The following is a 26,901-nucleotide window of genomic DNA, read 5'->3' on the forward strand; positions in this document are numbered from 1 at the left end:
ACATTACAGGAGTGGCGTTTTAGGGCGGAGTTATTTTTATGGCGGCGGCGGGGCACTGCATCTCACAGGCTAAGCACTGGATGCATTCTGGCTCCCGCACAGGGTCAGATTTACGTTCCGAAACAGGATGCCCCGGAGTGTCCACCCATTCATAGAGCGAAACCGGGCAAACATCAATGCATACACCATCGCCAGTGCAGACATCCCAATCTACAGCGGCATTAGTGCCATGAATTCCAAGTTTAGTTGGAGGCTCAACGGGGCCCCAGACTTTATGACCATTATGTTCACTTACGACTTTACGGTTTTTTTGAAAATCAGGATCAATAGGCAAAAAATTCACCACTAGAACCTCGGGGCAACGGCGTTATTAGGTTTTCTGCTTTCTGGGCGGCGTAAAGCATTTGGCGTAGGCAGTGACTAGTCTAGTAGAGTTATGTCGCAATATTTTTTTCCAAAGGGCATGCGTTACGCTACTATAGACGAACGTCTCGAATTCTACACTCAAGAATTCAATCTCCAAGGCGTTGCCGAATGGTTCTCAGACTGCGGCTTGGGCGGCGTCAAATTCGCCGTAATTATCGGTCGGCACACTAAGATTTTTCCCGAAAAATACCGACAAGACTATGCAACCACCATCATAATCGACGAGTACCCAAACCTCAGATACGTGCAGGCGCAAATTGTCGAGTTTCTCCCCGAGGCCGTCTACTACGACCGCAACCTCTACGACGCAGCCGACCACATCATAGGTCAAGAGTTGGCGTTTGATTTAGACCCCGAAAACATCACCTGCCCCATACATGGATCCTTAGAAGACAAGATGCGGCGGAAGCAGGGTCTGAGCTTTTGCGAGTTAGAGCTAAATATGGTTCGTAGTGAGGCTGCTGGATTGTTTGAATGGCTTGAGCATCGGTTCTCAGGCGTGAGAGTTGTGTATTCGGGGCGCGGTTTTCATCTGCATGTCTCGGACCCCCAAGCAACCCGCCTAAACACGCAGCAACGGCTGGAGTTGTCGCGGGAGGTCAAAGCCGCAGGTTTCCACATTGATGAATGGGTAACATCAGGCGAGTTCCGTCTTATTCGCTTGCCATTCAGCCTCAACGGTTTGGTCTCTCGGGTAGTGTTGCCGATAGAAAAAACCGAGTTAGCAAGCTTTGATGCCCTCCATGACCCGCGTTGCATCCCACGTTTTCTAAACAAATCACCTTAACGCTCAAAGTGAGTTTTGGCGTGTAAGCGGTTGTTATTGAAAGGTTTATCTGTTTTCTCTTCTTTTTGTAGGTGTATATTTGAGGGTTATTTATGGAACAGTTTGACATTATGGTAGTTGGCTCGGGGTCAGGCATGTTGGTGGCTTCCGCAGCCGTGGAACAAGGCTTCAAAGTCGCAGTTGTAGAGCACGGAAAAATGGGCGGCACCTGCATAAACGTAGGCTGCGTCCCCTCCAAAATGCTGATTTACCCCGCCGATGTGCTTGTCACCCTCAAAGACGCCGAAAAACTCGGTATCCACGCAACCGTCAACTCCGTAGACTTCTCCACTATCATGTCTCGGATGCGCGAATTGACCACGCATGATTCGGGGCATCAAGCCGCAGCCGTCGAAGCCACCCCCAACATGAAGTGGTACAAAGAAACCGGCGAATTCATCGACGACTACACCATGCAAGTCGGCAACCAAACCATAAAAGCCAAAACCATATTCATCGTCTCGGGCGCACGCACACTCATACCCCCAATAAAAGGTCTCAAAGAAGTCAACTACCTCACCAGCGACACCGTCTTAAACCTCCAAACCCCACCCAAAAGCATCCTCATCGTCGGCGGAGGCTACATCGGAATGGAATACGGACACTTCTTCTCGGCGCTCGGCATCAAAACCACCGTCCTCCAACGCCTCGAACGCATCCTCCCCGAAGAAGAACCCGAAATCTCTGCCCTGCTACACCAAGAAATGAGCAAACGCATAGACATCTACACCTCCTGCGAGGCCCAAGAAGCAAAACAAGACGGCGACCAAAAAATCATCGTTGCCAAAAACCTCAAAGACGGTACCGTACGCGAATTCTCAGCCGAAACCCTTCTCATCGCCGTTGGCAGAGTCTCCAATGCGGATTTGCTTAAACCCCAAAAATCAGGTATACAACTAGACGCGAGGGGCTTCATAAAAGTAAACGAGTACCTAGAAACCACAAAAAAGAACATTTACGCCTTCGGCGACGCCATAGGCAATCAAATGTTTAAGCACGCCGCCAATTACGAGGCAGGGATAGCTTGGCATAACTCGCAGCATGGTAACAAAGCAAAAATGGATTACTCCTCAACTCCGCACGGAGTGTTTACGCATCCGCAGATTGCGAGTGTCGGCTTGAAGGAGGCGGAGGCAGAAGCGCAGAAATTGAAGTTTTTGGTTGGCGTTGCCCAATACAAGGATACTGCTATGGGCGCTGCGTTGGGGAATCCGGAAGGTTTTGTTAAAGTCATTGTGGATCATGATTCTGGTAAAATCTTGGGTGCTCACATCATCGGACCTGAAGCGTCTCTGCTTATCCAAGAGATAACCAACGCTATGGCAACTGTGGGCAACTTTGGACCCATCGCCCAAGGTATGCACATACACCCCGCCCTCAACGAGGTAGTGCAAAACGCGTTTGGCAGCCTTCAGCACCCCCATGAAGATGAACACGAGCATGAGCACTAATTTTCAAAAAGGGCTCTCTGCTGAACCCAGTTAGGCGCCCTAAGTTCATAGCATAAGGAACCTCTGGGGAGTTCAGCTTAGCGATTTTTTGAGACTCTTCATCTTTGTTTTCTTGATTTTTGGGTTTTAATAAGCGCAAAGCATAGGGCTGCCGCAAAGATACCTATCAAAGTAGTGCCAAACGCGGTTTCTGGAACCACCATCACACTTGGCATTGAAGGCCCTCCAGGGTCAACAATCACTCCGTTTGCAACGCCGTCTGCGTCTTCATCTTCGCCATCAGTAAGAGTCAAAGTAATCACATTGTCTCCGTCGTTATCGCCCAATGGAACCTCAAACCAACCCGTGCCTTCATGGTACTTCCAATATTGGGAACCCGGCGGGATAGCGGATGGCAGCACGATTTCTACAGTGACCGTTTGATGTGGCTCTAAATCGGATATTGTGAAAGAGAATAGTCCGTGGGGAAAACTGACTGCGGGTTTGCCTTCTGTTGGCAGGGTTTCCTCGGGTATGGCTGAAAACTGTGAAATTTCTCCATCGCTTGAAGAGATATGCGCTTTTCCCGAGCCTGTAGCTGTAGTCACTGAACCGATTAAGGTGGCATACTTCAACTTGGCAATGCCAATATCCACATAAACTATGTGTGGAATGTCGTTGTCGTCTAATGTCATATCGATATATTCGCCATAACCTGCCATTGAATCGACCGTATAGTAAGTCCAGCCTTCATCCCAAGATGCGTATTTTAAGAGGTTGTTGGTATCATCCCAATAGCATACGTGCGGGTGATCCTCGCTGTCCAAAGCCAAAGAGCAGTATTCGCCTACGTCTCCGCTGTTATCAATTACGCTTATGTCCCAACCCGTGCTTGTTCCTTTAGCGAGTTTTAATTGAGTGTTTGTTTCATCATAGTAGCAGATGCAAGGTTGACCATCTGATGTTAAAGCAAGGGCTGAATATTGCCCAACATCGCCTGTCCAGTCAACTGTGCCTTCAAACAGTCCCAAATTCGTCTGGTGAGCAAATTTTAGATCTTTATTAAAGTCATCATAGTAGCTTATGTGCTCATATCCGCTGGAGTCAAGCGCAATTGAGGTATGGTCACCAACATTGTCTGAGTAATCCAGAGTGCCTGTTCTCCAGCCTGAATCCGTCAATTTGGCGTATTTTAGGTGGGATGAGAAATTTGAAGGAAAGATAATACCGTAGCTAATGTGGGGATACCCGTTTGAATCCAGTGCAATGTCGTTCCATTCTCCAACTTTTCCGCTGGAGTCAACAACTGTTGAATCCCAGTTTAGCCCATTCCATTTTAGATATTTTAGTGTATACTCGTGAGTGTAATAGCTTATTTGAGGAAGTCCATCGGATCCCACGGCAACGCTGCTATACACGCCTGAGAATGATGTGCTGTCTAACTGTGTGTGGCTCCATCCAGCTTCAGTTTTTGTGGCGTAACATTGCTTGCTACCAACACTTGCATAGGTTATGTGTACATTGCCTGCTGAATCTACATCAATCGAAGTCTCTCCGTGACTAGGCCGCGTGATATCTGCTGTGCTGCCTGATAAAGTCAAAATTTCAATGTTCCAATACAAATTTGGGCTGTCTGCCCCTTGAACCTGCAAAAGAGCAGAACTTGATGTAAGTAACAAAATAATTGTGAAAATCACGTAACCTATTCGAGTATCCTTCTCCTTCACTCTTATCCCCAAGAATGCATTTTGTATGTGAACAATATAAAAGCCTTGTGAAAAAATTGCAAATGCGACAATTTGTGAACATAGTGAAATTGCCTTCTGGCTTATTGAACTGTGAAAACGGGCTTGCAAAAGTTAGAAATTTTGTTACCTAAACTGTTATATGCTGCAAAATCCAAACCTTAACCAGTGATTTTATGCAGTATTCTAAAGTTGCTGGCAACAAAAATGACCACAAAGTTACCCTCTACGCATTGAGCACCTGCGTGTGGTGTAAGTTAACTAAGCAATACCTCAACGACAACAGCGTCGGCTACGAGTTTGTGGATGTAGATTTGCTTGATGAAAACGACAAAGGCTTGGTTCACAAAGCAATCCTTGAGAAAGGCGGCAACTTAGGTTACCCCACTGTAATCGTGGACGACAAAACCGTCATTACAGGATTCCGCAAAGATAAACTCAAAGAGGCCCTGGGCGTTTGACCCTGACCCTTGAGCAGGTTCGCAAACGCGCTGAAGCCGACGCCAAAACCTTCGGCTACTACCTTACCCCCCAACCTGACTTGCTCCAGATGTTTTTAGAAGGTCTAAAAACCAACGAGGAACGCTATGGGTACCCTTCTTGTCCCTGCCGTTTGGCCACTGGCAACCTTGACTTAGACCGTGACATAATCTGCCCCTGCGACTACCGCGACCCCGATGTCGCACAATATGGCTCCTGTTACTGCCGTTTTTACGTTAACAAAGCTGTTTTTGAGAGCCAAAATCTCCCGGAAGTGCCTGAACGGAGACCCCGAGAAAAACAGGACCGCGCCTACGGGCTTGCATCCAACAAGTCGTCCGTCGCCTCGTCAGTTCCTGAAAAAGCTGCTGTGCCGCAAGCTCCGCAAAGCGTTAAACCACAAATCAAAAAGAAGCTGTGGTACTGCAAGCAGTGTGGCTATGTGGTTTATCGTGAGGAGCCGCCGTATGTTTGCCCGATTTGTAGGGCTAAACAAGAGATGTTTGCGGAGATCGATGCCTCAGTAGAATTCAAGGGATAAGTTATTTTTCTATTTTTATTTCGATTTTTTTCCAGTCCTCATCTATGCCGCGCAGGGTACTTATGGCGCCAAGGATGGTTCCACCCAAGATGTTTTCGACGAATTGGTTTAGTGGGATTTCGGTTTGGTCTACTTTTAATTTCACAGTCAAGGCGTTCACCTAAGCGTCTAATTTGGGCGGTTGCACAAAAATTTTTCTTACAAAAATCAATTTCAGAATGAATTGGAATTGGGGAAATGGGGTGAATTTAGAGGCTGTGATTTATGTAGTGCCTGTTTAGGCAATGATTTTTCATGTTATCCTTGGCGTTCATGGCTTTCCTTTTGGCGAGGGTGTATTTTGCGAAGGCTAAGGCGAGGGAGCCCATGCCGAAGGCTTCGATTGCTATTGCGGTTATATCCATCCATGTTCGCCTCCTACGCTTCCTCAAAGGCCATGATGTAGCCTTTAGTTGTCGCGGGGGATTTTTCGATTTTTAGGGTTTTTTTAATCATTTTTTGACACCTTTTCGGTTACTACTGTAATATTCACAATCAAATATAAGTGTATTTAAGATTTGTTCATAAACTTTAAGAAATGTTGTGCGTATGCGTACTTATTGATAGAAATGCCTTGTACTTGTCTATTGGTGCGTTTGTCGACTGTAAAACCGTCCAAAACTGCTTGCCCTGAAAGTGACTTTGGCTTCAAAAACAAAAATTATGTTCAAGGTCACGTGCCTGAGCGGTCAAAGATTTGCATAACCAACGTTGCATATAACGCTGTTGCAACGACCCAGTAATCTTGGCGATGGGCGTATCAATCAGGCTTTGGCGCCGGGTTTGATGGTGACTCTGAGTTTGGTTAAGTTCTCCTTAATCTCCACCTTAACCCCCATGGCCGCAAAGTATTCCTCAAGGAATATGCGGATAAACTGCTTGGAAACCTCAGAAACCAGTACCAGAGTGAAGTCGTTGGGGGCGTTTTTGATTAGGCGATAAAAGTTGCATGCTTCAAGCCGCATCAACATGTCCTCTGTGGAGTGAACTTTGCCTTTAAGTTGTTCCCAGTGTGCACGGGCAACTTCTTTGTGTTCACTCCAGAATTGTTCTTTTTGTGGGGACGAGTTGATTAGTTGAAGGAACATCAGCCAGTGGTCCACGTCTAAGATGACATGCTCACCGCTCAGCAGCATGTCGAGGTAAGAGTTGATTTTTTTCTTTGTTGCGGGGTCTTCGAGGGCTTTGTTTTCGCTGTAGAATTTCAGGGCTCGGCGCATAATTTCGCTTTGAGAGACGTCGGCGTCTGTGCTTATTTTTTCTAGTAAGTCAGCTGTTTGTTTGTCGAATGCTACGGTTATTCTTGTTGGGTTTACCATATTCCCACTTGGTTTGTTTGACGTGTTTTCAGTTTAGTGGACATTATATAAACATTACTCAGAGACATTGGGATTTTGCTTAGCAATCTTAAAGCAAAATCGCTAACTTCTAAACACTTGTTTAGGAAAACTCTTTTTAGGCGTTCAAAACGCTTCCTCTCCGATAACAACTCCTTAAATAACACCAAACACCACGCATCCTAGGAGACCCCCTTGAAGCAACCCACCATAAACCTCCCACCCAAACAACGACTAACCGAAATAATCACGCTCCTCAAAAAACAGTACCCCAACGCCAAAACCGCCCTCAACTACACCAATCCCCTAGAAATCCTCGTCGCCACCATGCTCTCCGCCCAAACAACCGACGTCCGAGTCAACATCGTAACCCAAACCCTATTCAAAAAATACCGCAGCCCCCAGGACTACGTCAATGCTGATCTAAAAGAACTCGAAACAGACATACACTCCACCGGCTTCTACCACAACAAAGCAAAAAACCTCAAAGCATGCTGCCAACTCCTCGTAGAAAAATTCCACAGTCAAGTCCCCAAAACCATGCCCGAACTTCTCGAATTGCCTGGGGTGGCAAGAAAAACTGCCAATATCGTTCTCTATAACGCCTATGGCATAACCGCTGGGATAGCTGTTGATACTCATGTCCGGCGGCTTGCAGAGCGATTGGGGTTAACAGAGCAAACTGACCAAGACAAAATCGAAACCGACCTCATGAACATCACTCCCAAAGAGGAATGGATGCAACTAACTGATTTACTGATATTTCATGGTCGGCAGGTATGTGATGCCAAAAAGCCTCAATGTAGCGCATGTGTCCTCAACAAGCTTTGTCCCTCTGCCTTCACCTTCGGCTAAGCTCACCCATTTATACGAGGATGTTTCTTTATTGTTGGGCGGTTTTTTTATGGGTACTCTTAAAGTTGGCGACAAAGCTCCCGACTTTACCCTGCTTGACGAAAACATGAAATCCCGTAGCTTGCATGATTTTTTGGGGCAAAACGTAGTTTTAGCATTTTTCATAGGTGAATTCACGCTAACCTGCACCATGGAAGTATGCGAATTCCGTGATTCCATGGCACGCTTGACCGATTTAGATGCACAGGTTCTCGGAATCAGCGTCAATGATCCAGAGTTAAACAAAGACTTTGCAGACAAAAACCTGTTACCCTACCCTATACTAAGTGACTCTAATCATGATGTTATTCAACAGTACGGTTTAGAGCAACCCCTCTCAGTGGGGGATACACAATACGTGTTAGCTAAGCATTCGATTTTTATTGTTAACCAACAAGGCATAATACGATACGTATGGTTGTCAACTGACCCCTTGGTGGAACCCAACTACGACGAGGTTCAGCATGCCCTAAAGAAAATAACCTAACTCCACCTTTCTTCCCGACGAGTTTTGGTTTGGCAGGCTTTCTTGTGTGCCTAATTATTTTGTTTTGGCACAAAAAGTTATTAGTTTCGCGTAGCGAATAATTGACTATCCATTGGTGAATTTATTCAGTGGCATTTGAAATCCAAGAGTTACCCGACGTTATCCGCGTTATTGTCTTGCTTAATATCCGCAAAGGTGCCCGCGTTAAAAAGTTAACATTAAAAAACCGTATCGACCGCGTATGCTCCTCATATGGATGCATTGATTTAGCTGAATTCGACAAAGCCCTCAAAGAAATGGTTGCAGAAGGTCTCATAACCGAAAAAGAGGACTCTGTGCTGTTAACGACGCAGGGGCAACGATTAAGCAAAGAATGGGAAAGCCTGCTACTAAAAAAGGAACCCATTATGGAAATCGTCGCAGGGTTAGTTGACGGCTCCATCACTAGTCTAGTCGTTATCCTATCCGCCTTCATAGCCACTTTTACTTCTGCCTCATCATTTTTAGGCAACCAAAGCGCAGTCATTTTCGCCGCTTTTCTAACTCTTAGCGCCGTAGCAATTACCAACTTTTCTAGTTTCCTCTTAGGCGGCATCACCGAAGACTTAGCCGACATCATGACACTACAAAACCTCATGAACTACAGCTTAAGCGATATACCTGACAAAAAGGAACGCGACAAGTCTCTGCTGCTGGTCCATAAACTCTTCACGGTACTGGGTAAAGAGATTCATCGCTCAAACGTGTATGCGGCAATCATCTGTGGAACCACCACTTTCATCGCTGGCATTATCCCCATAGCTGCGTTTCTGCTGCTACCGCCCTACTTCAACATAATCGTTTCATTAGGGCTGGTCAGCGCGATAGTAGGCATCTTTTTGGTACGTTACCGCTCAAAGAAAACCCGCGTCAACTGGAAAATAACCCTCGCCGAAACCCTTGCCATCGTCATAATCGCAACCGTAGCTTCTCTCCTGCTTGGCGCCGCATAATTCCCATTTTAAGCGGTTGCCTCCCCAATTTGGGACAAGCGCACGATGTTTATGATTAGTAGGGAAGAGTTTTTTAGAATTTTTCTTTGCAGAAAAAGCATTTTTCTGCCCAGTCGCGTTGCATTTCTGGTTCACATTTGGGGCACATGAGGCCTTTTTCGCGAATTTCGCTGCAGGTTTTGCAGAAGAGTTCGAGGATTTTGGCTTTGTTGTGGCGTTCTTCTATGAGGGTGATTACTATTTCTTCGATTAGGATTGTGACTTCCGTTGCGCTTTCGAGTTGGATGAGGTTGCCGCGTCCTCTGCCGACGTAGCGGCTGACGGCGGATTGGGAGAGACCTAGGAGGTCTGCGGTTTGTTTTTCGTTTAATCCGTGTTTTTCGACTATGGAGCGTGCCATGATGGCTTTTACTGCTGGCAGGACGGTTTTTACTCCGACTTCGCATGGTAGTATCAATTTTTCACCCTGATTATGGTTATTTTCTGGGAAAACGTATTTAAATATGACGCCTGTCATTAACTATGACGCGTGTCAAGACGGGTTATCAAAATCGAAAAAAGCAGTTTTACACCCAATCTCTCACTCCTTCCCCGCCTTGACACGCCGCGAAAGGAGAACAAACAAATGGGCAACGTCCTCCAAACCCCCAAAACCAGCCAGAACAAACGAGATTTAGCAACAATGCTAAAAAACCTCGAAACCGAATGTCACAACTGCACACCCATATCACCCCTCGAATGCATCAACCGCTGCCAAGTCTACAAACTCAAAAACGAACTCCGCAAACTACACGAAACAATGAACAACCCCAACTACATAAAAGACCTCTTCAACACCCTAAAAAACCAAACCAGACTCCACATACTCTACACCATAGCCAACGGAAGATACTCCGTAAGTCAACTCCAAAAAGAACTAAAAAATAACGGGCACTCACACAGTCAAGACACCATAACCGCGGAATACATTCAACCCTTAATGACCGTTGGGTTAGCAACAGAATCAAACGAACAATACTACGCCACCGACTTTGGCGGGCGCCTAACAAACGTCTTAGGCATATTCCAAGAATTTGCCAATGTCCTGCCCGCACATTCCGAATGCTACGAAGAAACCCTTCTGCAAGCTTTACTTGACGGACCCAAAACATTTGAAGACATAGAAACGATAATTTCCCCAAAAATAGCTTCCCGAATCCTCAAACGCCTCCGCAGCGTCGGCTTAATCCAGACCCCCCAAGAACGCGACTACATATTCTTCTTCAAATCCAAACGAGACCCCGAAAAAGAAACCTTAGGCGAAACCGAACGCAAAGTCTACAACGCAATACCTGAAGAAGGCATATCCGCGGGAAAACTAGCCAATGAAGCCTCATTATCGATGCGGCGAACCTACAAGTACATTCGTGGCTTGAAAGGTAAAAAACTGATATTCATACGAAAAAGCCCCAAAGCCTACAAACTGACCACCAAGGGCGAACAGTTAGCATCCGTATTACAAGAATTACAAAATATCGTGAAGGAAACCTGGCGTTCCTCGCAGGTCCTCCACGACGCCGAAAACGCATAATCTTTCTCTTTTTTACCCGCCACCCGGGGTACCATGAAAAGGCACGCCTTCCCAGAGCAGTTGCCACCAGTCATCTTCAGTAATAGTTTCTCCGCGCACAACGATTTCTAGAGTCATTTTGAGCATTTCATGGTGTCTGATTTCGTCGTTTAGGATGGCTTTTAGGAGAAATACAACTTTTTGGTTTTCGATGCTTGGTATTATTGCTTGAAGTTTCTTTATTAACTCAGATTCGATGTCTATGTGTTTTTGGATTAGCTTCTTTTGGAAGTCAAGGTCACCTTGGTTTAGCGCTGTTGATGTCTGAGTTAGCAGGGTTATTGCGGAGCTGTAGAGTTCTGCATGTTTCACAGAATCCAACGAAACACCTTTCAACACACCCTTGACTGCGGGGTTTTTCATGTCAACAATAGATTTCTCTATAGAATCAACTATTTGTTTTTCAACCACAACCTGATTCTTCAGAAAATCAAGGAGAGTGCTGTCTTTTTTTTGTTCCATAAATTTTATCTCCAACCGTTTTATGTTAAGCAGTATTCTTCAATGTTTCGGAAATTTTCTTTCCCAAGCCGCGGCAAGATTCCAAAGCGGCTGCGTCGGGTGCATATTTAGCGAGCAAGGGCGGTTCAAGCGTGACCATGCCAAACTTTTCTTTAAGAATATCCAACACCTTCTTTGGCGCCTCGCCGCTCCAGCCATACGAGCCAAAGGCTGCTCCCAGTTTGCCTTTTAGGTTAATGCCTTTAGCTTCAACTTCTTCAAAGAGCGTCTTGAAGTCTATCGGCATTTCGTTTCGATAAGTTGGTGCACCAATAGCTATTGCATCAAAGTTTGCCAAGTCCGGGGTTTCTATGTGATAATTCAATTCCACTTCTATGTTACCGCCGCTTTGAGCACCTTCTGCTAAGGCTTTTGCCATTTTCTCGGTGTTTCCGCTGCGGCTATAATATAAAACAAGTAGTTTCTTCATGCGTACTGGTTGATTAAAAAACCTATTTCAACCTTACGTAAACTCGCCTATTTAGAAAAGACAGAACCTGCGAGCAGCGATTTATCTGCTGTGTCGGTTCATTTTTGTTGTCTTTGCGGCCTTGTTTTCTCTACTTTCGCCGCCTTTTCGTCCGATTTCACGGTAGAATTCTGGTCCTCGTTCTTGCGCTACTTTTTCGCCGCCTTTTTTGCCTATCGTCCGATAGAATTCGGGTCCTCTTTCTCGAGCTACTTTTTGTCCTCCCTTTCTGCCTGCCTCTTGTCTTGTCATTTTTCTTTTCTGTGCACTTTCTACAGCCAAAGCTGTTCACCTCCTAAACCCAAACACACAAAGGCCGCCTTCTGCATAAATTAAAAGTAAAATGCAAAACCCGTTTACTCGATTTTGCCTATCTCCTTGGTTATGTCGATGGGTGAATTGTAGGTTTTATTTGGTAACTTGTTTATAATGTTCATGACGTCATCGGGGGCATCTCTACCTTCCGCGTTATTGACTAAACTCTTCTTTTCTGCGGGGTAATGCATGCCGGCAAGGTACTTTTCTACTATCGCAGGGCTGACGTGTCCTTCTCGCCCGCTCCTGTTAGTATATTGCCTTCTTGTTCCTCTCCCTTGACCTATCCCTTTACGTCTGGTAGTTGTTGTTTCTGATTCACTCGTTTTTTTTCACCTCCAACTTTAAAATGAGACCTAAAGAAAAAAGGAAAACCACATTCAAGTTTAGGCTTACTTTTCTTCGTATTCCTTGCCTTCTTCAATGAGGCGTTTAACTTTTTGTCCGCCTTTATGACCGATTTCGCTGTAGAATTCTTCGCCATGGGTTTCAGCTGTTTTTTGTCCACCCATGCGGCCTGCTTCCTCTACGGTCATCTTTCCTTTCTTTTTTTCTTCAGACACACATTTCACCTCCACTTAAAAAACTAAAAAATTTAGTTGAAACAGGTCATTCGTTTTCGTATTCTTTGCCTTCTTGGATCAGCCTTCTTACTTTTTGTCCGCCTTTATGACCAATTTCTTCGTAGAATTCTCGACCATGGGTTTCGGCTGTTCGGCGTCCACCTTTTTGTCCACCCATGCGTCCAGCTTCTTCAACACTCATCTGCCCCTTCTTTCTTTCTTCAACCAACCTGTTCACCTCCTATGCGGAAAACAATTGGTTTACCGGAGAAGAAGGAAACACTTAACTCGGAATGCCCGGACACTTCATTCTCCTTCATACTCTTTTCCTTCCTCGATCAGCTTCCTTACTCTTTGTCCTCCGCGGTGCCCAGCTTCTTCAAGACTGGTTTTGCCTTTTGCCTCCGCTGTGCCCTCGTGTTGCTTTGCCCGTTGCGACCCGCCTTTGCTGCCGATTTCGCTGTAGAACTCAGGACCATGGGTTTGAGCGGTTTTTTCTCCACCCATGCGACCCGCTTCCTCTACGGTCATCTTTCCTTTCTTCTTCTCTTCACTCAAACAGTTCACCTCCGAAAAATTGAACGGTCGCTATTTTATCAAAATCCTAGCCTGAAACATTCCACATAAACGTATGTGGCTGTCCATAGACAGCAACAGAGCAAACAACCTGTTTTTAGACGCAGAGCTTACCTAGAAGAGAACAACTAAAAATAAAAAGAACAAAAAATAAACATGCATCCTTGAGGAACGTAGCTGATTAAACAGCCTTTTTACGCGCTTTCATGTTCCTTTCCTTCTTGGATAAGCTTACGTACCCTTTGACCTCCTTTCGGTCCGCCTATCCTACCGCCTTTTCGTCCTATTTCACTGTAGAATTCTTCGCCATGGGTTTCAGCGGTTTTTAAGCCGCCTCTGCGGCCTGCTTCCTCTACAGTCATTTTGCCTTTCTTTTCCTCCAAAAAAATCACCTCCATCTAAAAACAAAAAAATAAAAAATCAACTCAAAAGTTGGGGAAAAATAGTTGGACGTTGTCAGCGACGGTTTAGGCTCCTTCATGTTCTTTACCTGCTTGGATTAAGCGTCGGACTCTTTGTCCTCCGCGGTGCCCCGCCTCCTCTAGGCTTGTTTTGCCTCGAGCCTCGGGCGAGCCTTCGTGCTGTTTTGCACGTTCTGAACCGCCTTTGCTGCCGATTTCGCTATAGAATTCTGGACCTCTTTCTGCGGAGACTTTTTCGCCGCCTTTTCGTCCGATTTCTTCATAAAATTCTCTTCCATGGGTGGACGCTGTTTTTTGTCCGCCTTTCCTTCCTGCCTCAGCAACAGTCATTTTACCCTTACGTGCTTCTTCAGGTCGAGTACTCAAAAATTTCACCTCCTACTAAACTACGGAAAAGTAAACATGAATAGAGCCGAATAACCGCTCATAAACCTATGTTGTTGTCGCACACCAGTAACATGCCATCTGAGCCATAAAAAAACCCAAACCACCGATTATTAAACAAAAAAAGAGCTAACAACAATGGTCCTTCACGAAAAGCCTGTTATAAGCTAATTTAAATATGTCTGGTTTGACACTAAGTCACTGAGACCACCCATGAAAGTGCTTCTCATAAACCCGCCGCAAACCTTCTATCCTGGCTCTGAACCACCAGCCGGCAATCTACCCCTCGGTTTAATGTACCTCGCGGCTGTGCTTCAAAAAAACGGTTACCAACCCGAAATCCTTGACGCTTTCATGGCTGCTCAAGACTTCCAAAAAACAGGCGAAACCCTGAGCGTCGGTTTGCCGTTTGAAGAAATAAAACGAGAAATCCAAAAGCGTAAACCAGACATCGTCGGCATCGCTGGACCCTTCACAAGCCAAATAGAAAACGCCCTTAAAGTCAGCGCACTCACAAAAGAAGTCAACCCCAACATCCTAACCGTTGTAGGTGGCCCACACGTAACCTTAGTTCCCGAAGAATTCTTATCCGAAGCCAAAAACGTTGACATAGCCGTTATGGGCGAAGGCGAATATGCCCTTCTAGAAATCGCTCAAGCGCATGAAGGCAAAAAAGACCTCGGAGATATCTTAGGCATCGCGTACCGGCAAAACGGCGTTGTTACGGTTAATCCGCGTCGGCCTTTCCTCCAAAACCTCGACGAACTGCCCTACCCAGCCTACGACTTAGTGGATATGGAGCAATATTTGGGTGACAAAAAGATCGGTTATCGAAGCTTCCAAAACCGCGCTATCTCCATGGTTACCAGCCGCGGTTGCCCTTTTAATTGCTGTTTCTGTGCTGTGCATTTGCACATGGGGCAGGCGTTTCGGGCGCACTCCGCTAATTATGTGTTAGAGCATATCCAATTTGTCGTCGATAAGTATGATGTGAAGAACATTTTTTTTGAAGATGACAACCTTACTTTGGACCTTGACCGCTTCGAGTCAATCTGCGACGGCATAGTCGCGCGAAAAATCAAAATTGGCTGGGAGACCCCTAACGGCGTCCGGGCGGACCGCCTAAACATGGAATTGCTCAAGAAAATGAAGCGGTCAGGTTGCAAAAGCGTCTTTGTCGGTGTCGAATCAGGCGACCAACAAATCCTCGACAATGTAGTCTGCAAAAGCCTCGACCTTAACCGCGTGGTCGAATTCGCCAAAAACGCCAAAGAAATCGGCTTAAAAACAGGCGCCTTCTACATCATTGGGTTCCCCGGGGAAACCAAAGAGAACATGCAGCGTACCATAGATTTTGCATTGGACCTCAAGCGGAAGTATGATGTGGGTATGCATCTGTTTGCGGCGACGCCTAGCTATGGTACACGCTTATATGACGAATGCAAGGCTAAGGGGTACATTGCGGCTGATTTGTCTTGGAACAGTTTCGCTCAGGCTCGCCAGACTCGGGGTTTACCTCTGATTACTACAGACGAGTTTACGCCTCAAGAAGTTAAAGACTTGGCGGCCAACGCGATGGCTCAGTATAAAAAAATCCATTTAATCAATTTAATCAAGAATCCCAGCAAGACGCTAAGGTCCGCTTTTGAGCAGCCGCAACTCATTTTGCGCTACATCAAAAATTTGGCTTCAAAATAAGCTGTGGCGGGCCCGCTGGGATGCGTTTAATAGTTTAAGCGAATCCTTGCTTAGGCGTGAAAAAATTGTGGTAAAATTGGAACTTTAGAGCAGGACAAAATTTAGGAAGAGATTCAACAATAAGGATAGGAAGAATACAATAATTATTATTGGTTGAGCTCAATCAGACCTTGCAACTTCTGAATTACCTGTTCTATTTGATTTGACTCCTTCAATCCTGTAATAATGGTTTTTCCTGAAGCAAAGATGAGAATGCTTGATTTGTTTGGCGTTTCTAATCTCAGGATTGCTCCTGGAAATTGTTCTGGTTCATAAATAGTTTTCTCACCTTCACAAAGCCGTTCCAAATTTAAAGTTGTTTGAAAATCAGCAAGAACAACGATATTCTGCGTTGTTTTAATTAGCTCAACGTTTTCTATTAGGTTTTTACGGGCCAAGAAAGTTTTAGCCATTTCTAACTCCTTGAAAGCCTGGGGCTCGGATTTTGTTCCCACTGAAATCAATTTCCCTGTGCGAAACATGGAAACCTTGCCCGCCATCTTTTTTGTCTTAAAATAAGCAACTTGACCACGATAGGTATTGGAGTTATAAATGATTTCTTTGAATTTTCCAAGCTCATTGAAGTCAAGCGCTTTGCCTACCGAAGCTGTAGCAACCACATTAACTATTGTTACCTTGACCATTGTATTCAAACAAATGTACAGTTGTGAGTAATTAAGAGTTGTCGCATCATAAGAAATCAAGGACAAAAATTTCGATTTCGTTTAATTGCCAAAAGAATACTTGCTCTATCAAGTTCTTTGATGGTTTACTGAGCTAGTTCTCTAGCCCATTGGTAAGAGCTGCCTCGAAGACAAGATCTAGCAGTGGCAGAGAATTCGGCTTGGGGCTGTACCAGTTCTAGTATTTCTTGAATTATTATTTCGAATTCCATTTTGCCTGTGGGTGATCCGTTTTTGTATTGGCAAAAAGCCCTATTGCCTCGCTCTATCAGTCGGGTACAAGCACTCCAAAGCTTTCTCCTTTCTTCAACTATCTTAACATCGTTCAGGTTTAAAATCTCAATAGTAACCCGCGCCCTCCGATGTAGTATGCCTTCGGCTTCTGAATACCTAGGGGATGCTGTGCCGTCGTCCATGAACCATAGCACAAGTCGGTCTGCTGGATTTGTTGGGTCAAGCAATAAAGGTATTTCGTCGTTAAGATTTGACTCGGGTGAGGAAGCTCTGTTTGCTTCAAATAGTAGTGGAAATTTATCTGATTTTCCTCGAACGATTCCATCCGAACCTGTGTGCAGGCTATTACAATAACTACATGCAAGACGGAAATTAGCTATGTCAAAAGCAAGCCACCAGTATCCATTCGATACTTCATCACCGTCTTCATTCTTAACTCTATTTTTGGGTCTATGATGATCTACATGAAAATCCGAACGAGTGTTTTTTGTCTCGCAATACCAACATTTGAAATATGAAAGCTCTTCTAGCTTTGACTTTAATCTTCCCCAAATGCGTGAGTTCCCGTTTATGAAAGCTGCTCTCTGATCCTCTGGTAGGGTCCTTAATAGATTGGTCAGCAGTAGTGCTTCTTCTTTCCAACTATTTGGGATATCTAACCTTGCGTTATCTATGTGAATCAACTTTTGCCCTTCTTCAATTTTTCAACTATTTCTTTTGCAAGTTTTGCTTGTTCTTCTTTCTCTTCCCTATTCATTGCAGGTTTTTCGAATTGTTCATATTCTGCAATCGCCTTAATGAATTGACTATATAGTGGGTCTCTAAAGGTATCCAAAAAGCCCATACTTCTAAGCTCTTCATCAAGCTTCTCCAATTCTTGGCTTTCCTCTAAAGTTAATTCTTTTTTGACTGCGAGCTCTTTCTTCCTTTCCAATTTACGCTGTGTTTCTAAATCCAAAGTTGTTGGCAGACCGAAAAGTTCACTGGTTAACAATCCTGCAACACCCATGCCTATTGGATCCTTTTCTGGTGGCAAGATAACTACTCGTTTTTCTGGTTCTTGTAACCTAAAAATTTGAACTTGTTCTTTTTTCAATCCTCCAACAAGAAGAGGGTCATGTGTCACTACAAGAACGTGGCTTGTCTCGTTCTTTCCAACTATTCTTTGAAGCAAATCCACGTATTCAAGCTTCCAATTAGGGTTAAGGTGAGTGTCTGGTTCATCAAGCAAGAAAAGTGATTCATCTTCTTTTGTAAATCTAAGAAGCCCAAGGACGGTCAGCAGTTGTTGTTCTCCTTCGCTTAACTCCGCGAATTCCAAACTGCCAGGTACACCTTCTTTTTTAACCCTAATTTTCAGTTCATGTATGAGGTCAGATATGTAAGTGCTCTCTAACGTTTTGAAGAACTCCACGTTATTATCGTATTTAGATGCAAGCTTATGGAGTGAGTTCAAATCTTCAATGCGCAGATAGAGTCTTTCTTCAGTCTTTGCTCTGCCCATTGGCAGAGTAACTCTTTCAGTTCTTCTTATGGGCGCTGCGGTTTCCAAAGAGTATAAGTTTTCTAAAAATCCTCGAACAACACCACGTGCACCCCAAAAAAGATCACCTTTAGCTTTTTTCTGAAACCATCTAGGCTGCTTTAAGACAAATGTGGCATTCTCAAAACCAACAATGCCGAAATATTCTCTTAGAAAATTGAGTGATTCTGCCTCTTCAAAAGAAAAGAAGGCTAACAAAACATATTGGCTATGAACCATTCTAGCAAAAAATAACGGTCTTAGAGGAGTTTTTTGTCCTTCCAACAATTGTCTGTAGAATTTTTCCTGATGTTTGTCAAAATAGTGTTCAAGTCGTCTACTTTTTCCGGAATAATATCCGAAAACGTTGTTAGGTAAATACCTTCGGTCGGGTGATTTACTAAAAACCGAAAAAGAAATCGGGCTCCCATCTACCAAAATTTGAATCATCTTGTTCTTTTGGGGGTCTGCGTCGATCTCGATATGCCTACCTCTACACAAGTAACTTAACTTATATTTGAACGGAGGGTCTTCGTTGAGGTCCAAGTGCCGAAATATTGACACTATTGCTTCCAAAAGATTTGACTTTGCGCTTGCGTTTCGTCCTATTAAAACTGTAGTGAGACTTTTCTCGTCGAAATTAATTTCCGCGTTTAATAAATTTTTGAAATTCCCAATAAAAAGTTTGTCTAGTCTCATTTATCTGCCTTCAAATATGTTAGGTTTCCGTTTCTTGATTTTTTGATCCGACCTGCATCTGTTTCGGCCTTGAGCTTGTCCCAAAAATCTTCCATGCTCAATCCTGAAGCTTCATATGTTCGTTCTATTGTGGCTGGGCCTATTTCTTTTAGAATCGCCTCCAATGTTTTGGTTTTTTCGCTTTCTTTGAGGCGCTTAGATTGAGGTCTTTCTTTGGATTGTTGTCTTGTGTAAATTCTTGTTTTTGCGGCCTCAGCTTCAATTCGTTTTAGAAGAATTGAAGCGGGCTCATCGTCCCGGTTCTGAGGTATAAGCTTACCTACAAAAGCTTTGGCTAGAATCGTTTCATCAATACAATCATTTTTGCTCTTTCCTTTCTTAACCAATGTTTCAATTTCGTTTGCAAAAGCAAAAAGTTCGCAAATTCTGGAGATTGTACTTTTTTGCTCAGAAATCGGAGCAAGCGGGAAAATCATACTCCTTACGTCATGCAAATACATATTTGGCTGATTAGCGCCAACCCCTAACCTTCTTGTTTCAATATATCTAAAATAAAGCCACCAGTACAGGTATTCAGGAAGCATATTTGTTTTTGAACTTTGTATGCAAGCTATAGCCTGATTAGTTGTTGCTGAAATACGAAGAATCGCTGCCTGCCCTCTAGTTTTGCCTTCACCATATAATGCAAGCAATACTGTTCCGGGTGGATAGAGCTTAGCGCTACTATTGTCGAGACCCTCCTTTGTTATGCATTCATTTGTTTCAGTTATATCCTTAAATGCCACTTCTCCCGAGGATACCCACGGTATGTTACCGTTCCAGTATTCTGGCCTGTTTCTTCTGGGTGTGCCTCCCGATGAAACATCAAATATATCTCCGATTGTGGTCCATAACCATTTTTTTGGCAGTTTGGGCATCTCTGGGGTACCACTTTCCTTTGATTGTATATGTTTTTTTTCGTCTCGTTCTTTTCTAATTTGTTTTAGGATGGTCTGCGCTGAAGCTTCATCCGATTCGCCTTTTGTGTACTCGCCCCTGAATGCCTTAGAAAGAACCGCTTGGCGAAATTTTTGAAGCAGAGACAAAACATTGTTCAAATATTCTCTACTAGTCTTGCTCTCAGCAAGCAACATCATTATGTGAGAAGAGATCCTCTTTTGTTCATTAAGCGGAGGAAGAGGAAGCGGAATTGAACCTATAGTTTTTGAGGATATGTGCTTGACAGTGACTGAAGAAGTATTTTTATTAATTTCATTTAGATATCCGGGCAAGACCAACTCCAAGAATTTGTCGTCGTAGAATTGTGATTTGACAGATATTTTGCATACTCTTTGATTAAGAAGGGCATCTGGTCCCGTCCAACGAGCGCAATTGAAATCGCCGTCCATTCCAACAAGAAGGTCGCCTTTTTTTATTACATATTTTTGATCATAAGGTCCTTGAAAGAAACATTCGGTTTTGTCGTTGTATATGTCACGTATTCGGAGCAAAGGAAAACCAGTTGTTTCCGAAAAATTTGACGACTCAAAAGCAAATCCATTCAAAATCTCTGCAACACTGCTTAAAGGAACGCGTTCCCAAGAACTATGGATCTGAATAAGGGGATTTGAAGGGGACGCGAACAAATCCTGTAGCGTTATGCGCAAAGTCATTCCAATGTAGCCTCAGGTCTTTGTGTCTGACTCGTAAAGTTTTGTTGCGAGTTCGTTGAGAGAGAATAAAGCACTCTCTAATGCTGTAATTGCGTCGCTGACCAGAACTTCAGGATCCTGAATAGATTCGGAATCCTCCTTGGAATTAGCATTTATCCAGAACAAGTCAAGATTGAAGTCTCTTTTTTCAATAATTTCTTTTCCAAATTGCTTAAACCGAGTAGTTTCAACGCGGGGGTTTCTGTTGTAACACATTTCAAAATCTTCAAAATAGTTATCGCTCAATGGATGACTTTTGGTGATTTTTTCAATATTTGTCCTGAGATCGTAAACCCAAACAGTTTCTGTTTGAAAACCTTTTTTGAAAAAAAGTATGTTAGCTTTTACTCCATTTGAGTACGGTGTGAAAGTTCCAATCGGTAATCTCAATATCGTGTGTAAATTGCAGTCTGTCATCAATAGTTTTCTTATTTCTCTTCCAGCATGCTCTTCGAACAAAACATTATCAGGTAAAACAATTGCAGCTCTTCCTCCAAGTTTGAGAATTGTCATAAGATGTTGCACAAAATTCAGTTGCTTGTTCGAGGTCTTTACGGTAAAATCTTCTCGAATAGGCGCTTCTCCTGCTCCTTTCGTACCAAAAGGCGGATTTGTCATTATACAATCATAACGTTTGTGTGCATATGCGCCGTCGGCTAATGCATCATCGTAATATATGTCTGCCTCGATTTCGTGCAAATAGAGATTCATCAAAGCCAATCTTCGAGTATCTTGCACTATTTCGACACCGGAAAAAGTGTTTTTTTGAAGCCGTTCTCGATCGTCACGGCTCAAATCTGCCCCTTCATTTGTCTGTTTCATCATCCATTCATAAGCTCCAATTAGAAACCCAGCCGTGCCGCAAGCAGGGTCGTGAATAATAAAATCAGGCTTTTCTCGAATGTCGGGCTTTATGCATCGCACAACACAGCGAATGGCTTCTCTAGGTGTGAAGTATTGTCCAGCGCCTTTTTGTTCTGCTGCGTATTTCTGTAATAGTCCTTCATAGACTTTGGCTTTCAGATCAATATCAAGATCGGACCATTGAGTCTCATCAATCAGGCTTATTAGTTTCTTGAGATTTACTGGTTCTCTGAACTTGTTGAGAGCCCCTCCAAAAATATCGCCCAATATACCTTGCTGCTTGCCTAAAGTGCGCAGGGCTTCTATGTAGTTGTCTAATAGTTCTGTTCCTGATTTTGCTTTTAAAGCTGACCAACTACACTCTTTTGGAACAGCCACACCTTTCTCATCAGCAATTTTGAGGAACAACAAATATGTCAGTTGTTCAATGTAATCTCCATAATTTATTCCGTCATGTCTGAGTGTATGACAGAAACCCCAAAGTCTAGCATCAACGTCGCTCATGAAGTCATCCTCACATTAATTTGCGCAAGTATTTCTTTTAGTTTTCCGTTAAACGCTCTATTGGCTCTATTCCAACCGCCATGTCTACTGAAAGGAATGATTCGAAAATCGTCTTCATCCACTAGAAGATTCTGAACTAAATGATCTCTTATCAAGTTCAACCATTCCTCTTGTTCCTTTGTGAATGATTTGCCTTCGCGGAAACGCAAGAAAGCTTTGTCAACACGTTCAGCTGCATCCAACAAAGGCTCGTTTAAGGCTGCATGTCGAACCATACTAATGATATCAGCTAACTCTCGATGATATGCACGATGAAGATTGGGCTCAGTAAATCTCTCAGGGGTTGATGCTAACTTGGATTTAAGTTCACGCAATTCAAAAGTATTAAATTCTTTTGGTTTTGTCAAGAGGATATTAATCGCGTTTACGTGATCAGGGTTTTCCTTTACGAACCTCTCAAATGCTATTAAGTAGTCTTCGGGCTTCAAATCACGTCCATCGACTGTCCTGAATAATGTTTCACTAGAAACTTGATCCTCTGAATCAGAAGCTATGACGAAGGTCTGGGGGGCTTTTGGGTAATTCTCACAGAATTTGGTGAAAAGTGGATTTCTCAAAAGCTTAATGGTCTCATCCCAATTTTCATCGAGGTTGCTAGCCAATGAAGATGCAAATGAACTAAGGGTGTTATTAACCAAGAAATCTGCTTGTGTTAGAGTACTTAGCAATAAAGCAAATTGTTCACGTCCTTCTGACGAAATACTCTTGTCCATTCGTTGCAAACGCTTGGTCAAAACACTTGTATTGTAAGTACGATCATTGTTAGCATAAATGGATTCAATTATCTCTCTAAATGACCTTGATGGCCTATCTGGTGGCTCAGCCGTAAATCCTGTCGAGTTTTTAAAATAATCAAGCAATGTTCCATCAAAACAATCAAACACAGTAAAATGTGTCTTGTTTATCTCGTCGCACTTACGTGTTCCCCGCCCAAGCATTTGCTCAAACAAAATACGGGATTTTACTGGTCTTAGAAAAATCAAATTCTCAATCCTTGGTACATCAATTCCTGTAGTTAACAAATCAACAGTGACAACAATTGCAGGTTCAGGGCGATTGCGGAACTTTCGAATCCATTGCAATGGACGATCTACTGTCGGACTGCCTGTAATCTTTTGGACAAAAACATCCCCTTTCCCAAACTCATCACGTAACATATTGACTAGCTCATCAGCATGACTAGTCTGAGGTAAATCATTCACTGCAAAAAACAAAGACTTCGGAAAATGCCCGAACTCCTCCTGTTGCTTCAGAGAATACTTAGCAAATTCTTTAATAATTTTTCTATTCCTGTCAGGCGCAGTGACTTTGTCCTCCAAGTCCGCGGTTTCGTATTTGCGTTCATCCTCTAAAAACTCATACCGTGTTTCACCGGTTGCCGTATCCTTCAAACCTACTTCTTCACCCGGCTTCAAAAACAAACCTTTCATAGTAATATCTGAATGAACTTTGACGATGTCATAATCAACCAAGAAACCCTCTTTAACCGCTCTCTCGTAATCATAACGATAGACTATATCTAAGAAATAGGCTTTGGTATGCGCAGCCGGCGTAGCAGTTAACCCAATTTTAACTGCATCAAAGTGATCAATAACCTCGCGCCATCTACTTTCTTCAACTGAAGTATAACCTCTGTGGCATTCATCAGCAATTACACAGTCGAATGCATGAATAGGAATATTCTCAATCTTTTCTGCATCTGTCTCTTCATCAATATCTCTTCCAGGTATACCGAACATACCTTCTTTGCCAAAGAGATTGATTCGCATCCTCTGAATCGTGCAAACATAAATAAAAGCAAGATCAGTGTTTGGTTCAGTCAAATACTTCGTAGGAAGCAGTTTAGGATCAAACTTTACTTCTTCGTCTAAATCTTCAAGCCTAAACCTCTGGCTATATACTTCGTAGGTCTTATCAAACTTTAAGCCTTTTTCAGGCTCGAAGGTTGAAAACTCTTTTACGGCTTGTGCAGCCAGCGCTTTTCGATCAACAAGAAATAGAATTCGCTTGGCATAACCTGATTTCATGAGTCTATAGACTAAAGCTGAAGCAACCCGTGTCTTGCCCGTGCCTGTAGCCATCGCAACAAGCATCCTGCGCTTATTAGATAACAATGCACGTTCAATGCTCTCAATTGCTTCTTTTTGATACTTGCGCAGTGAAGGATTATCAACCAACGTGTTTCTTAGCCACTCCTCAGGTTTTGATTTATCCCCCTCAAGGAGTTCTGCTAATGCTGACGGCGTATGAAAAGCTGCAACCTGGCGCGACCTACTACGAATATCTCTTAAATCTTGGAACCAAAAAAGTTTCCCATTGGTAGAATAAATAAAAGGAACATGAAAACCACCAAAATCAAAGTCTCTTCCTCTATATCCACGAGAGTATCTTTGCGCTTGAATCAAGACATTCTGAGGACCTAACTCAAGTTTCTTTGATTCTACAACTGCAACAGCAATTCCCTGGTCAAAGAGGACATAATCTGCTGGCCCGTTTTCTGTCTTATACTCACGAACGGCGGCTTTTTCATAAATGCATCCGTCTTTGTAATTGACAATAGGTGTCCAGCCTGCAAGACTCAAAGCTTTTTCAATATACGTTCTTCGGGTTTCAGCTTCACTGGGCACTAAATCACACCTGCCTATAGCTAACCATAGGAGCAAGGTAAGCGGATAAGCTTTTTGCGAACCATACCCTTTAGAGGGTTCTTCTTGCTGAAATCGAGAAGAAATTTGGAGTATTATTCAGCACTTTTATTGCCTCAGAAAGCAGGAAACCCCCTTCCTTTTAGAGTGAATCAAAAGTCTAGCAAGACTTAAAACTTCTGAGCACCAAACCAAGATTGGTGTTTCCGAGATGACAATAAGTAGACTTAAGCGTGTACCGCTTCGGGTGGTTTGGAAAAATGAGGAAAAAGACTTCACTCCTTGGCTCCAGAAAAATCTTGATGTTCTAAGCGAAGCTATGGGAATGGAATTGTCTCCAGGTGAAAGAGAAGCATCAGTTGGGAAAGCTTTTGAGGCTGACCTTTTAGCTGAAGGCACTGATGGCGACTTAGTGGTTATCGAAAACCAGTTTGGAAAGAGCGATCATGATCACTTAGGAAAAATCCTTACGTATTTGGTAAACTTAAATGCCAAAACAGCCATCTGGATTTGCGAGAATCCACAGCCAGAGCACATGGAAGCGATTGACTGGTTAAACAAAAGTTCTGCTGCAGACATTTCCTTTTATTTGGTAAGATTGGAAGCTTTTCAAGTTGGCGACTCTCAAGACGTTGGTCCTCACTTTTCAATAGTCTCAGAACCAAGTAGCCAAATCAAAGAAGCGGGCGAAACTGTGGAAGAACTTGCAGAAAGACATGTGAAGCGGCGCCAATTCTGGACCCAACTTCTTCCAGAAAGCAACAAAAAAACACAATTATTCTCAAATATCTCAGCGAGCAAAGATCATTGGATTTCGGCGGGCGCTGGAATTAGTGGAGTTGTTTATCAATATCTAATCTTGAAAGATGGCGCCAGAGTTCAACTTGCAATTGAAGGATCTGATCAGAATAGGAACAAGGCAATTTTTGACGGCCTTTCTAGTGTGAAAGACCTAATAGAGAAAGACTTTGGCGAACAACTAGCTTGGAACCGACTAGATAACAAGAAAGCGTCTTATATCACAAAAAGTGTCATCGACAAAGGGCTTAGAGATAAAGAGGAATGGCCTAAAATAATTGAGAAACTTGTCGAAGAAATGGTGAGGTTGGAAAAAGCTATATCGCCTCACCTAAAGTAATCAATTGGAAAACCAATTGCTGTATTGAAAGGGCGAATGTTTTGTCATTTCAGAATTGCGTGAAATGTATTCTGATTTTCTAAAGAAGCTACTTCATGATAAAGCTTATCACTGCAAAGGCTGAATAATAAACTAAGGCGACACCTATGCCAAAAGCTGCAAAAATATCCTTTATTAATTTCAAGGGAGGAGTCGCAAAGACCACAACCGCTGTAAACTTCGCTGCAACACTCGCTAAAAGAGGTTACAGCACTCTTCTCGTGGACCTTGATCCACAATCTAACAGTACTCAATGGTTGCTTGGGGAAAAAAGAGGCACGCAGAGAATACAAAGCGAGCCAACAAAAACAGTTAATCAACTATTTCTTGATAGAGCTCAAAAAACAACCAAATTCAGATTCGCAGATGCTGTTGTTAGCGCCGTTGCCCAAAACAATTCGGGTCTTTCTCTGACGCCAAATCTCGACTTGCTCCCAAACACATACCGCGCAATTAAACTAGAACAAGAGTTGAGTGCGAAAGGGATTGCAACTGACGAGATTTTAAAGTTTCAGCTTGAAAATGTCCAAAACAACTACAAATTCATTGTTTTTGACTGTCCACCAAATATATACAGAACTACTCAGAACGCATTAATTTTCTCAAATTACTTCATAATCCCGGTATATCCAGACTACTTTGCGGAATCAGGTCTTCAGATTCTATGTCAACAGATTGATGATGATTGGTGCGATATTGGTCATCACTCAGATGATGACCTCGAACTGTTGGGCGTTATTATAACAAGAATAAAAGAGGGTGCCACGCTCGACCGTTCAAAACGGGTCACGCTAGAAAGAAGATTAAAGGGGTTAAAAAATGATCCTGCGATAAAAAATCACAATATATTTGCCCAAGCTGAAGTTTTCGAACCATATTTCAACGATACAGTAGAAGTGGCAAGATCAATAGACGAATTTACTCCAACAATTTACCATAAGAAGTCTTATCCACCCATTAAAACATACATCGAACGGATGGACAGATTCGTCGATGATGTTATCCGAAAAGTTCACGTGAGATTTCCGTGGGCTAAATAATATTGGAGG

Annotated in this window: 31 protein-coding genes and 1 pseudogene; 11 read left to right on the plus strand and 21 right to left on the minus strand. The window is 43.4% G+C overall.

Going from position 1 to position 26,901, the window contains the following annotated elements:
• Positions 1 to 19: 19 nt before the first annotated feature.
• Positions 20 to 334 carry a 4Fe-4S binding protein gene (locus NWE92_01535; GenBank protein ID MCW4028314.1) on the minus strand — a complete coding sequence of 105 codons (315 nt, stop codon included), beginning with the start codon at positions 332 to 334 and terminating at the stop codon, positions 20 to 22.
• 102 nt (positions 335 to 436) lie between these two features.
• Between NWE92_01535 and NWE92_01540 the strand changes: the two genes are divergently transcribed.
• The gene (locus tag NWE92_01540; GenBank protein ID MCW4028315.1) at positions 437 to 1,213 is read left to right on the plus strand and encodes a DNA primase; all 777 of its coding nucleotides are present in this window, start codon (positions 437 to 439) and stop codon (positions 1,211 to 1,213) included.
• A gap of 92 nt (positions 1,214 to 1,305) precedes the next feature.
• Positions 1,306 to 2,703 carry a dihydrolipoyl dehydrogenase gene (locus NWE92_01545; protein MCW4028316.1) on the plus strand — a complete coding sequence of 466 codons (1,398 nt, stop codon included), beginning with the start codon at positions 1,306 to 1,308 and terminating at the stop codon, positions 2,701 to 2,703.
• Positions 2,704 to 2,801: 98 nt separating this feature from the next.
• On the opposite strand, the gene NWE92_01550 is transcribed toward NWE92_01545, so the two are convergent.
• Positions 2,802 to 4,409 carry a hypothetical protein gene (locus tag NWE92_01550; protein ID MCW4028317.1) on the minus strand — a complete coding sequence of 536 codons (1,608 nt, stop codon included), beginning with the start codon at positions 4,407 to 4,409 and terminating at the stop codon, positions 2,802 to 2,804.
• Positions 4,410 to 4,603: 194 nt separating this feature from the next.
• Between NWE92_01550 and NWE92_01555 the strand changes: the two genes are divergently transcribed.
• Positions 4,604 to 4,888, plus strand: a complete 285-nt coding sequence (locus tag NWE92_01555; protein MCW4028318.1) for a glutaredoxin family protein — start codon at positions 4,604 to 4,606, stop codon at positions 4,886 to 4,888.
• Positions 4,885 to 5,448, plus strand: a complete 564-nt coding sequence (locus NWE92_01560; protein ID MCW4028319.1) for a ferredoxin:glutaredoxin reductase — start codon at positions 4,885 to 4,887, stop codon at positions 5,446 to 5,448. Before NWE92_01555 ends, NWE92_01560 begins: the two co-directional genes overlap by 4 nt.
• Before the next feature lies 1 nt (position 5,449).
• Here NWE92_01560 and NWE92_01565 read toward each other — a convergent pair whose 3' ends face one another.
• The 3 genes from NWE92_01565 to NWE92_01575 form a co-directional block, all read right to left on the minus strand.
• Positions 5,450 to 5,599, minus strand: coding sequence for a hypothetical protein (locus NWE92_01565; GenBank protein ID MCW4028320.1), 150 nt, complete (start codon positions 5,597 to 5,599; stop codon positions 5,450 to 5,452).
• A gap of 97 nt (positions 5,600 to 5,696) precedes the next feature.
• Positions 5,697 to 5,852 (minus strand): hypothetical protein, encoded by a 156-nt coding sequence (locus NWE92_01570; protein ID MCW4028321.1) that lies wholly within the window; start codon positions 5,850 to 5,852, stop codon positions 5,697 to 5,699.
• A gap of 399 nt (positions 5,853 to 6,251) precedes the next feature.
• Complete coding sequence (locus NWE92_01575; GenBank protein MCW4028322.1) at positions 6,252 to 6,806, minus strand: ribbon-helix-helix protein, CopG family; 555 nt, start codon at positions 6,804 to 6,806, stop codon at positions 6,252 to 6,254.
• Between the two features lie 213 nt (positions 6,807 to 7,019).
• Here NWE92_01575 and nth point away from each other — a divergent pair, with 213 nt between their 5' ends.
• The 3 genes from nth to NWE92_01590 all read left to right on the plus strand — a co-directional run bounded on the left by nth (position 7,020) and on the right by NWE92_01590 (position 9,197).
• Positions 7,020 to 7,679: an endonuclease III gene (gene nth / locus NWE92_01580; protein ID MCW4028323.1), complete on the plus strand. Its 660-nt coding sequence runs from the start codon at positions 7,020 to 7,022 to the stop codon at positions 7,677 to 7,679.
• A 49-nt stretch (positions 7,680 to 7,728) separates the two neighbouring features.
• On the plus strand, positions 7,729 to 8,205 hold the full coding sequence (locus tag NWE92_01585) for a peroxiredoxin (protein ID MCW4028324.1): 477 nt from the start codon (positions 7,729 to 7,731) through the stop codon (positions 8,203 to 8,205).
• Positions 8,206 to 8,333: 128 nt separating this feature from the next.
• Positions 8,334 to 9,197, plus strand: a complete 864-nt coding sequence (locus tag NWE92_01590; GenBank protein MCW4028325.1) for a hypothetical protein — start codon at positions 8,334 to 8,336, stop codon at positions 9,195 to 9,197.
• Between the two features lie 73 nt (positions 9,198 to 9,270).
• On the opposite strand, the gene NWE92_01595 is transcribed toward NWE92_01590, so the two are convergent.
• Entirely contained in the window at positions 9,271 to 9,654 is a 384-nt protein-coding gene (locus NWE92_01595; GenBank protein ID MCW4028326.1) for a hypothetical protein, read from the minus strand.
• 72 nt (positions 9,655 to 9,726) lie between these two features.
• On the opposite strand from NWE92_01595, the gene NWE92_01600 reads away from it, so the two are divergent.
• On the plus strand, positions 9,727 to 10,767 hold the full coding sequence (locus NWE92_01600; GenBank protein MCW4028327.1) for a hypothetical protein: 1,041 nt from the start codon (positions 9,727 to 9,729) through the stop codon (positions 10,765 to 10,767).
• Between the two features lie 12 nt (positions 10,768 to 10,779).
• On the opposite strand, the gene NWE92_01605 is transcribed toward NWE92_01600, so the two are convergent.
• The 9 genes and pseudogenes from NWE92_01605 to NWE92_01645 all read right to left on the minus strand — a co-directional run bounded on the left by NWE92_01605 (position 10,780) and on the right by NWE92_01645 (position 13,982).
• Positions 10,780 to 11,268 (minus strand): ferritin-like domain-containing protein, encoded by a 489-nt coding sequence (locus tag NWE92_01605; GenBank protein MCW4028328.1) that lies wholly within the window; start codon positions 11,266 to 11,268, stop codon positions 10,780 to 10,782.
• A gap of 25 nt (positions 11,269 to 11,293) precedes the next feature.
• On the minus strand, positions 11,294 to 11,737 hold the full coding sequence (locus NWE92_01610; protein ID MCW4028329.1) for a flavodoxin domain-containing protein: 444 nt from the start codon (positions 11,735 to 11,737) through the stop codon (positions 11,294 to 11,296).
• A 132-nt stretch (positions 11,738 to 11,869) separates the two neighbouring features.
• Positions 11,870 to 12,028: pseudogene (locus NWE92_01615) on the minus strand (hypothetical protein).
• A gap of 104 nt (positions 12,029 to 12,132) precedes the next feature.
• Positions 12,133 to 12,282, minus strand: a complete 150-nt coding sequence (locus NWE92_01620; GenBank protein MCW4028330.1) for a DUF2795 domain-containing protein — start codon at positions 12,280 to 12,282, stop codon at positions 12,133 to 12,135.
• A gap of 201 nt (positions 12,283 to 12,483) precedes the next feature.
• A complete protein-coding gene (locus NWE92_01625) occupies positions 12,484 to 12,654 on the minus strand; it encodes an Em GEA1 (EM1) (protein ID MCW4028331.1) in 171 nt (56 codons plus the stop codon).
• Positions 12,655 to 12,700: 46 nt separating this feature from the next.
• Entirely contained in the window at positions 12,701 to 12,883 is a 183-nt protein-coding gene (locus tag NWE92_01630) for an Em GEA1 (EM1) (GenBank protein MCW4028332.1), read from the minus strand.
• A 77-nt stretch (positions 12,884 to 12,960) separates the two neighbouring features.
• The gene (locus NWE92_01635; GenBank protein ID MCW4028333.1) at positions 12,961 to 13,212 is read right to left on the minus strand and encodes a hypothetical protein; all 252 of its coding nucleotides are present in this window, start codon (positions 13,210 to 13,212) and stop codon (positions 12,961 to 12,963) included.
• A gap of 212 nt (positions 13,213 to 13,424) precedes the next feature.
• Entirely contained in the window at positions 13,425 to 13,613 is a 189-nt protein-coding gene (locus tag NWE92_01640) for an Em GEA1 (EM1) (protein MCW4028334.1), read from the minus strand.
• 84 nt (positions 13,614 to 13,697) lie between these two features.
• Complete coding sequence (locus NWE92_01645) at positions 13,698 to 13,982, minus strand: general stress protein B (GenBank protein MCW4028335.1); 285 nt, start codon at positions 13,980 to 13,982, stop codon at positions 13,698 to 13,700.
• Positions 13,983 to 14,249: 267 nt separating this feature from the next.
• Between NWE92_01645 and NWE92_01650 the strand changes: the two genes are divergently transcribed.
• Positions 14,250 to 15,734: a B12-binding domain-containing radical SAM protein gene (locus NWE92_01650; protein ID MCW4028336.1), complete on the plus strand. Its 1,485-nt coding sequence runs from the start codon at positions 14,250 to 14,252 to the stop codon at positions 15,732 to 15,734.
• Between the two features lie 146 nt (positions 15,735 to 15,880).
• Here NWE92_01650 and NWE92_01655 read toward each other — a convergent pair whose 3' ends face one another.
• The 6 genes from NWE92_01655 to NWE92_01680 all read right to left on the minus strand — a co-directional run bounded on the left by NWE92_01655 (position 15,881) and on the right by NWE92_01680 (position 24,657).
• Entirely contained in the window at positions 15,881 to 16,417 is a 537-nt protein-coding gene (locus tag NWE92_01655; GenBank protein ID MCW4028337.1) for a hypothetical protein, read from the minus strand.
• Between the two features lie 125 nt (positions 16,418 to 16,542).
• On the minus strand, positions 16,543 to 17,373 hold the full coding sequence (locus NWE92_01660; protein MCW4028338.1) for a hypothetical protein: 831 nt from the start codon (positions 17,371 to 17,373) through the stop codon (positions 16,543 to 16,545).
• Positions 17,370 to 18,911 carry an AAA family ATPase gene (locus tag NWE92_01665; protein ID MCW4028339.1) on the minus strand — a complete coding sequence of 514 codons (1,542 nt, stop codon included), beginning with the start codon at positions 18,909 to 18,911 and terminating at the stop codon, positions 17,370 to 17,372. Before NWE92_01665 ends, NWE92_01660 begins: the two co-directional genes overlap by 4 nt.
• Positions 18,908 to 20,563, minus strand: coding sequence for a restriction endonuclease subunit S (locus NWE92_01670; GenBank protein ID MCW4028340.1), 1,656 nt, complete (start codon positions 20,561 to 20,563; stop codon positions 18,908 to 18,910). Before NWE92_01670 ends, NWE92_01665 begins: the two co-directional genes overlap by 4 nt.
• A gap of 12 nt (positions 20,564 to 20,575) precedes the next feature.
• Positions 20,576 to 21,970 carry a type I restriction-modification system subunit M gene (locus NWE92_01675; protein MCW4028341.1) on the minus strand — a complete coding sequence of 465 codons (1,395 nt, stop codon included), beginning with the start codon at positions 21,968 to 21,970 and terminating at the stop codon, positions 20,576 to 20,578.
• Positions 21,967 to 24,657 (minus strand): DEAD/DEAH box helicase family protein, encoded by a 2,691-nt coding sequence (locus tag NWE92_01680; protein ID MCW4028342.1) that lies wholly within the window; start codon positions 24,655 to 24,657, stop codon positions 21,967 to 21,969. The genes NWE92_01675 and NWE92_01680 overlap by 4 nt, the downstream gene beginning before the upstream one ends.
• A gap of 229 nt (positions 24,658 to 24,886) precedes the next feature.
• Between NWE92_01680 and NWE92_01685 the strand changes: the two genes are divergently transcribed.
• Complete coding sequence (locus NWE92_01685) at positions 24,887 to 25,813, plus strand: DUF4268 domain-containing protein (GenBank protein MCW4028343.1); 927 nt, start codon at positions 24,887 to 24,889, stop codon at positions 25,811 to 25,813.
• A gap of 146 nt (positions 25,814 to 25,959) precedes the next feature.
• Positions 25,960 to 26,892, plus strand: a complete 933-nt coding sequence (locus tag NWE92_01690; protein ID MCW4028344.1) for an AAA family ATPase — start codon at positions 25,960 to 25,962, stop codon at positions 26,890 to 26,892.
• The last annotated feature ends 9 nt before the right edge of the window (positions 26,893 to 26,901 follow it).

Source organism: Candidatus Bathyarchaeota archaeon (assembly GCA_026014745.1).
Classification (GTDB): domain Archaea; phylum Thermoproteota; class Bathyarchaeia; order Bathyarchaeales; family Bathycorpusculaceae; genus Bathycorpusculum.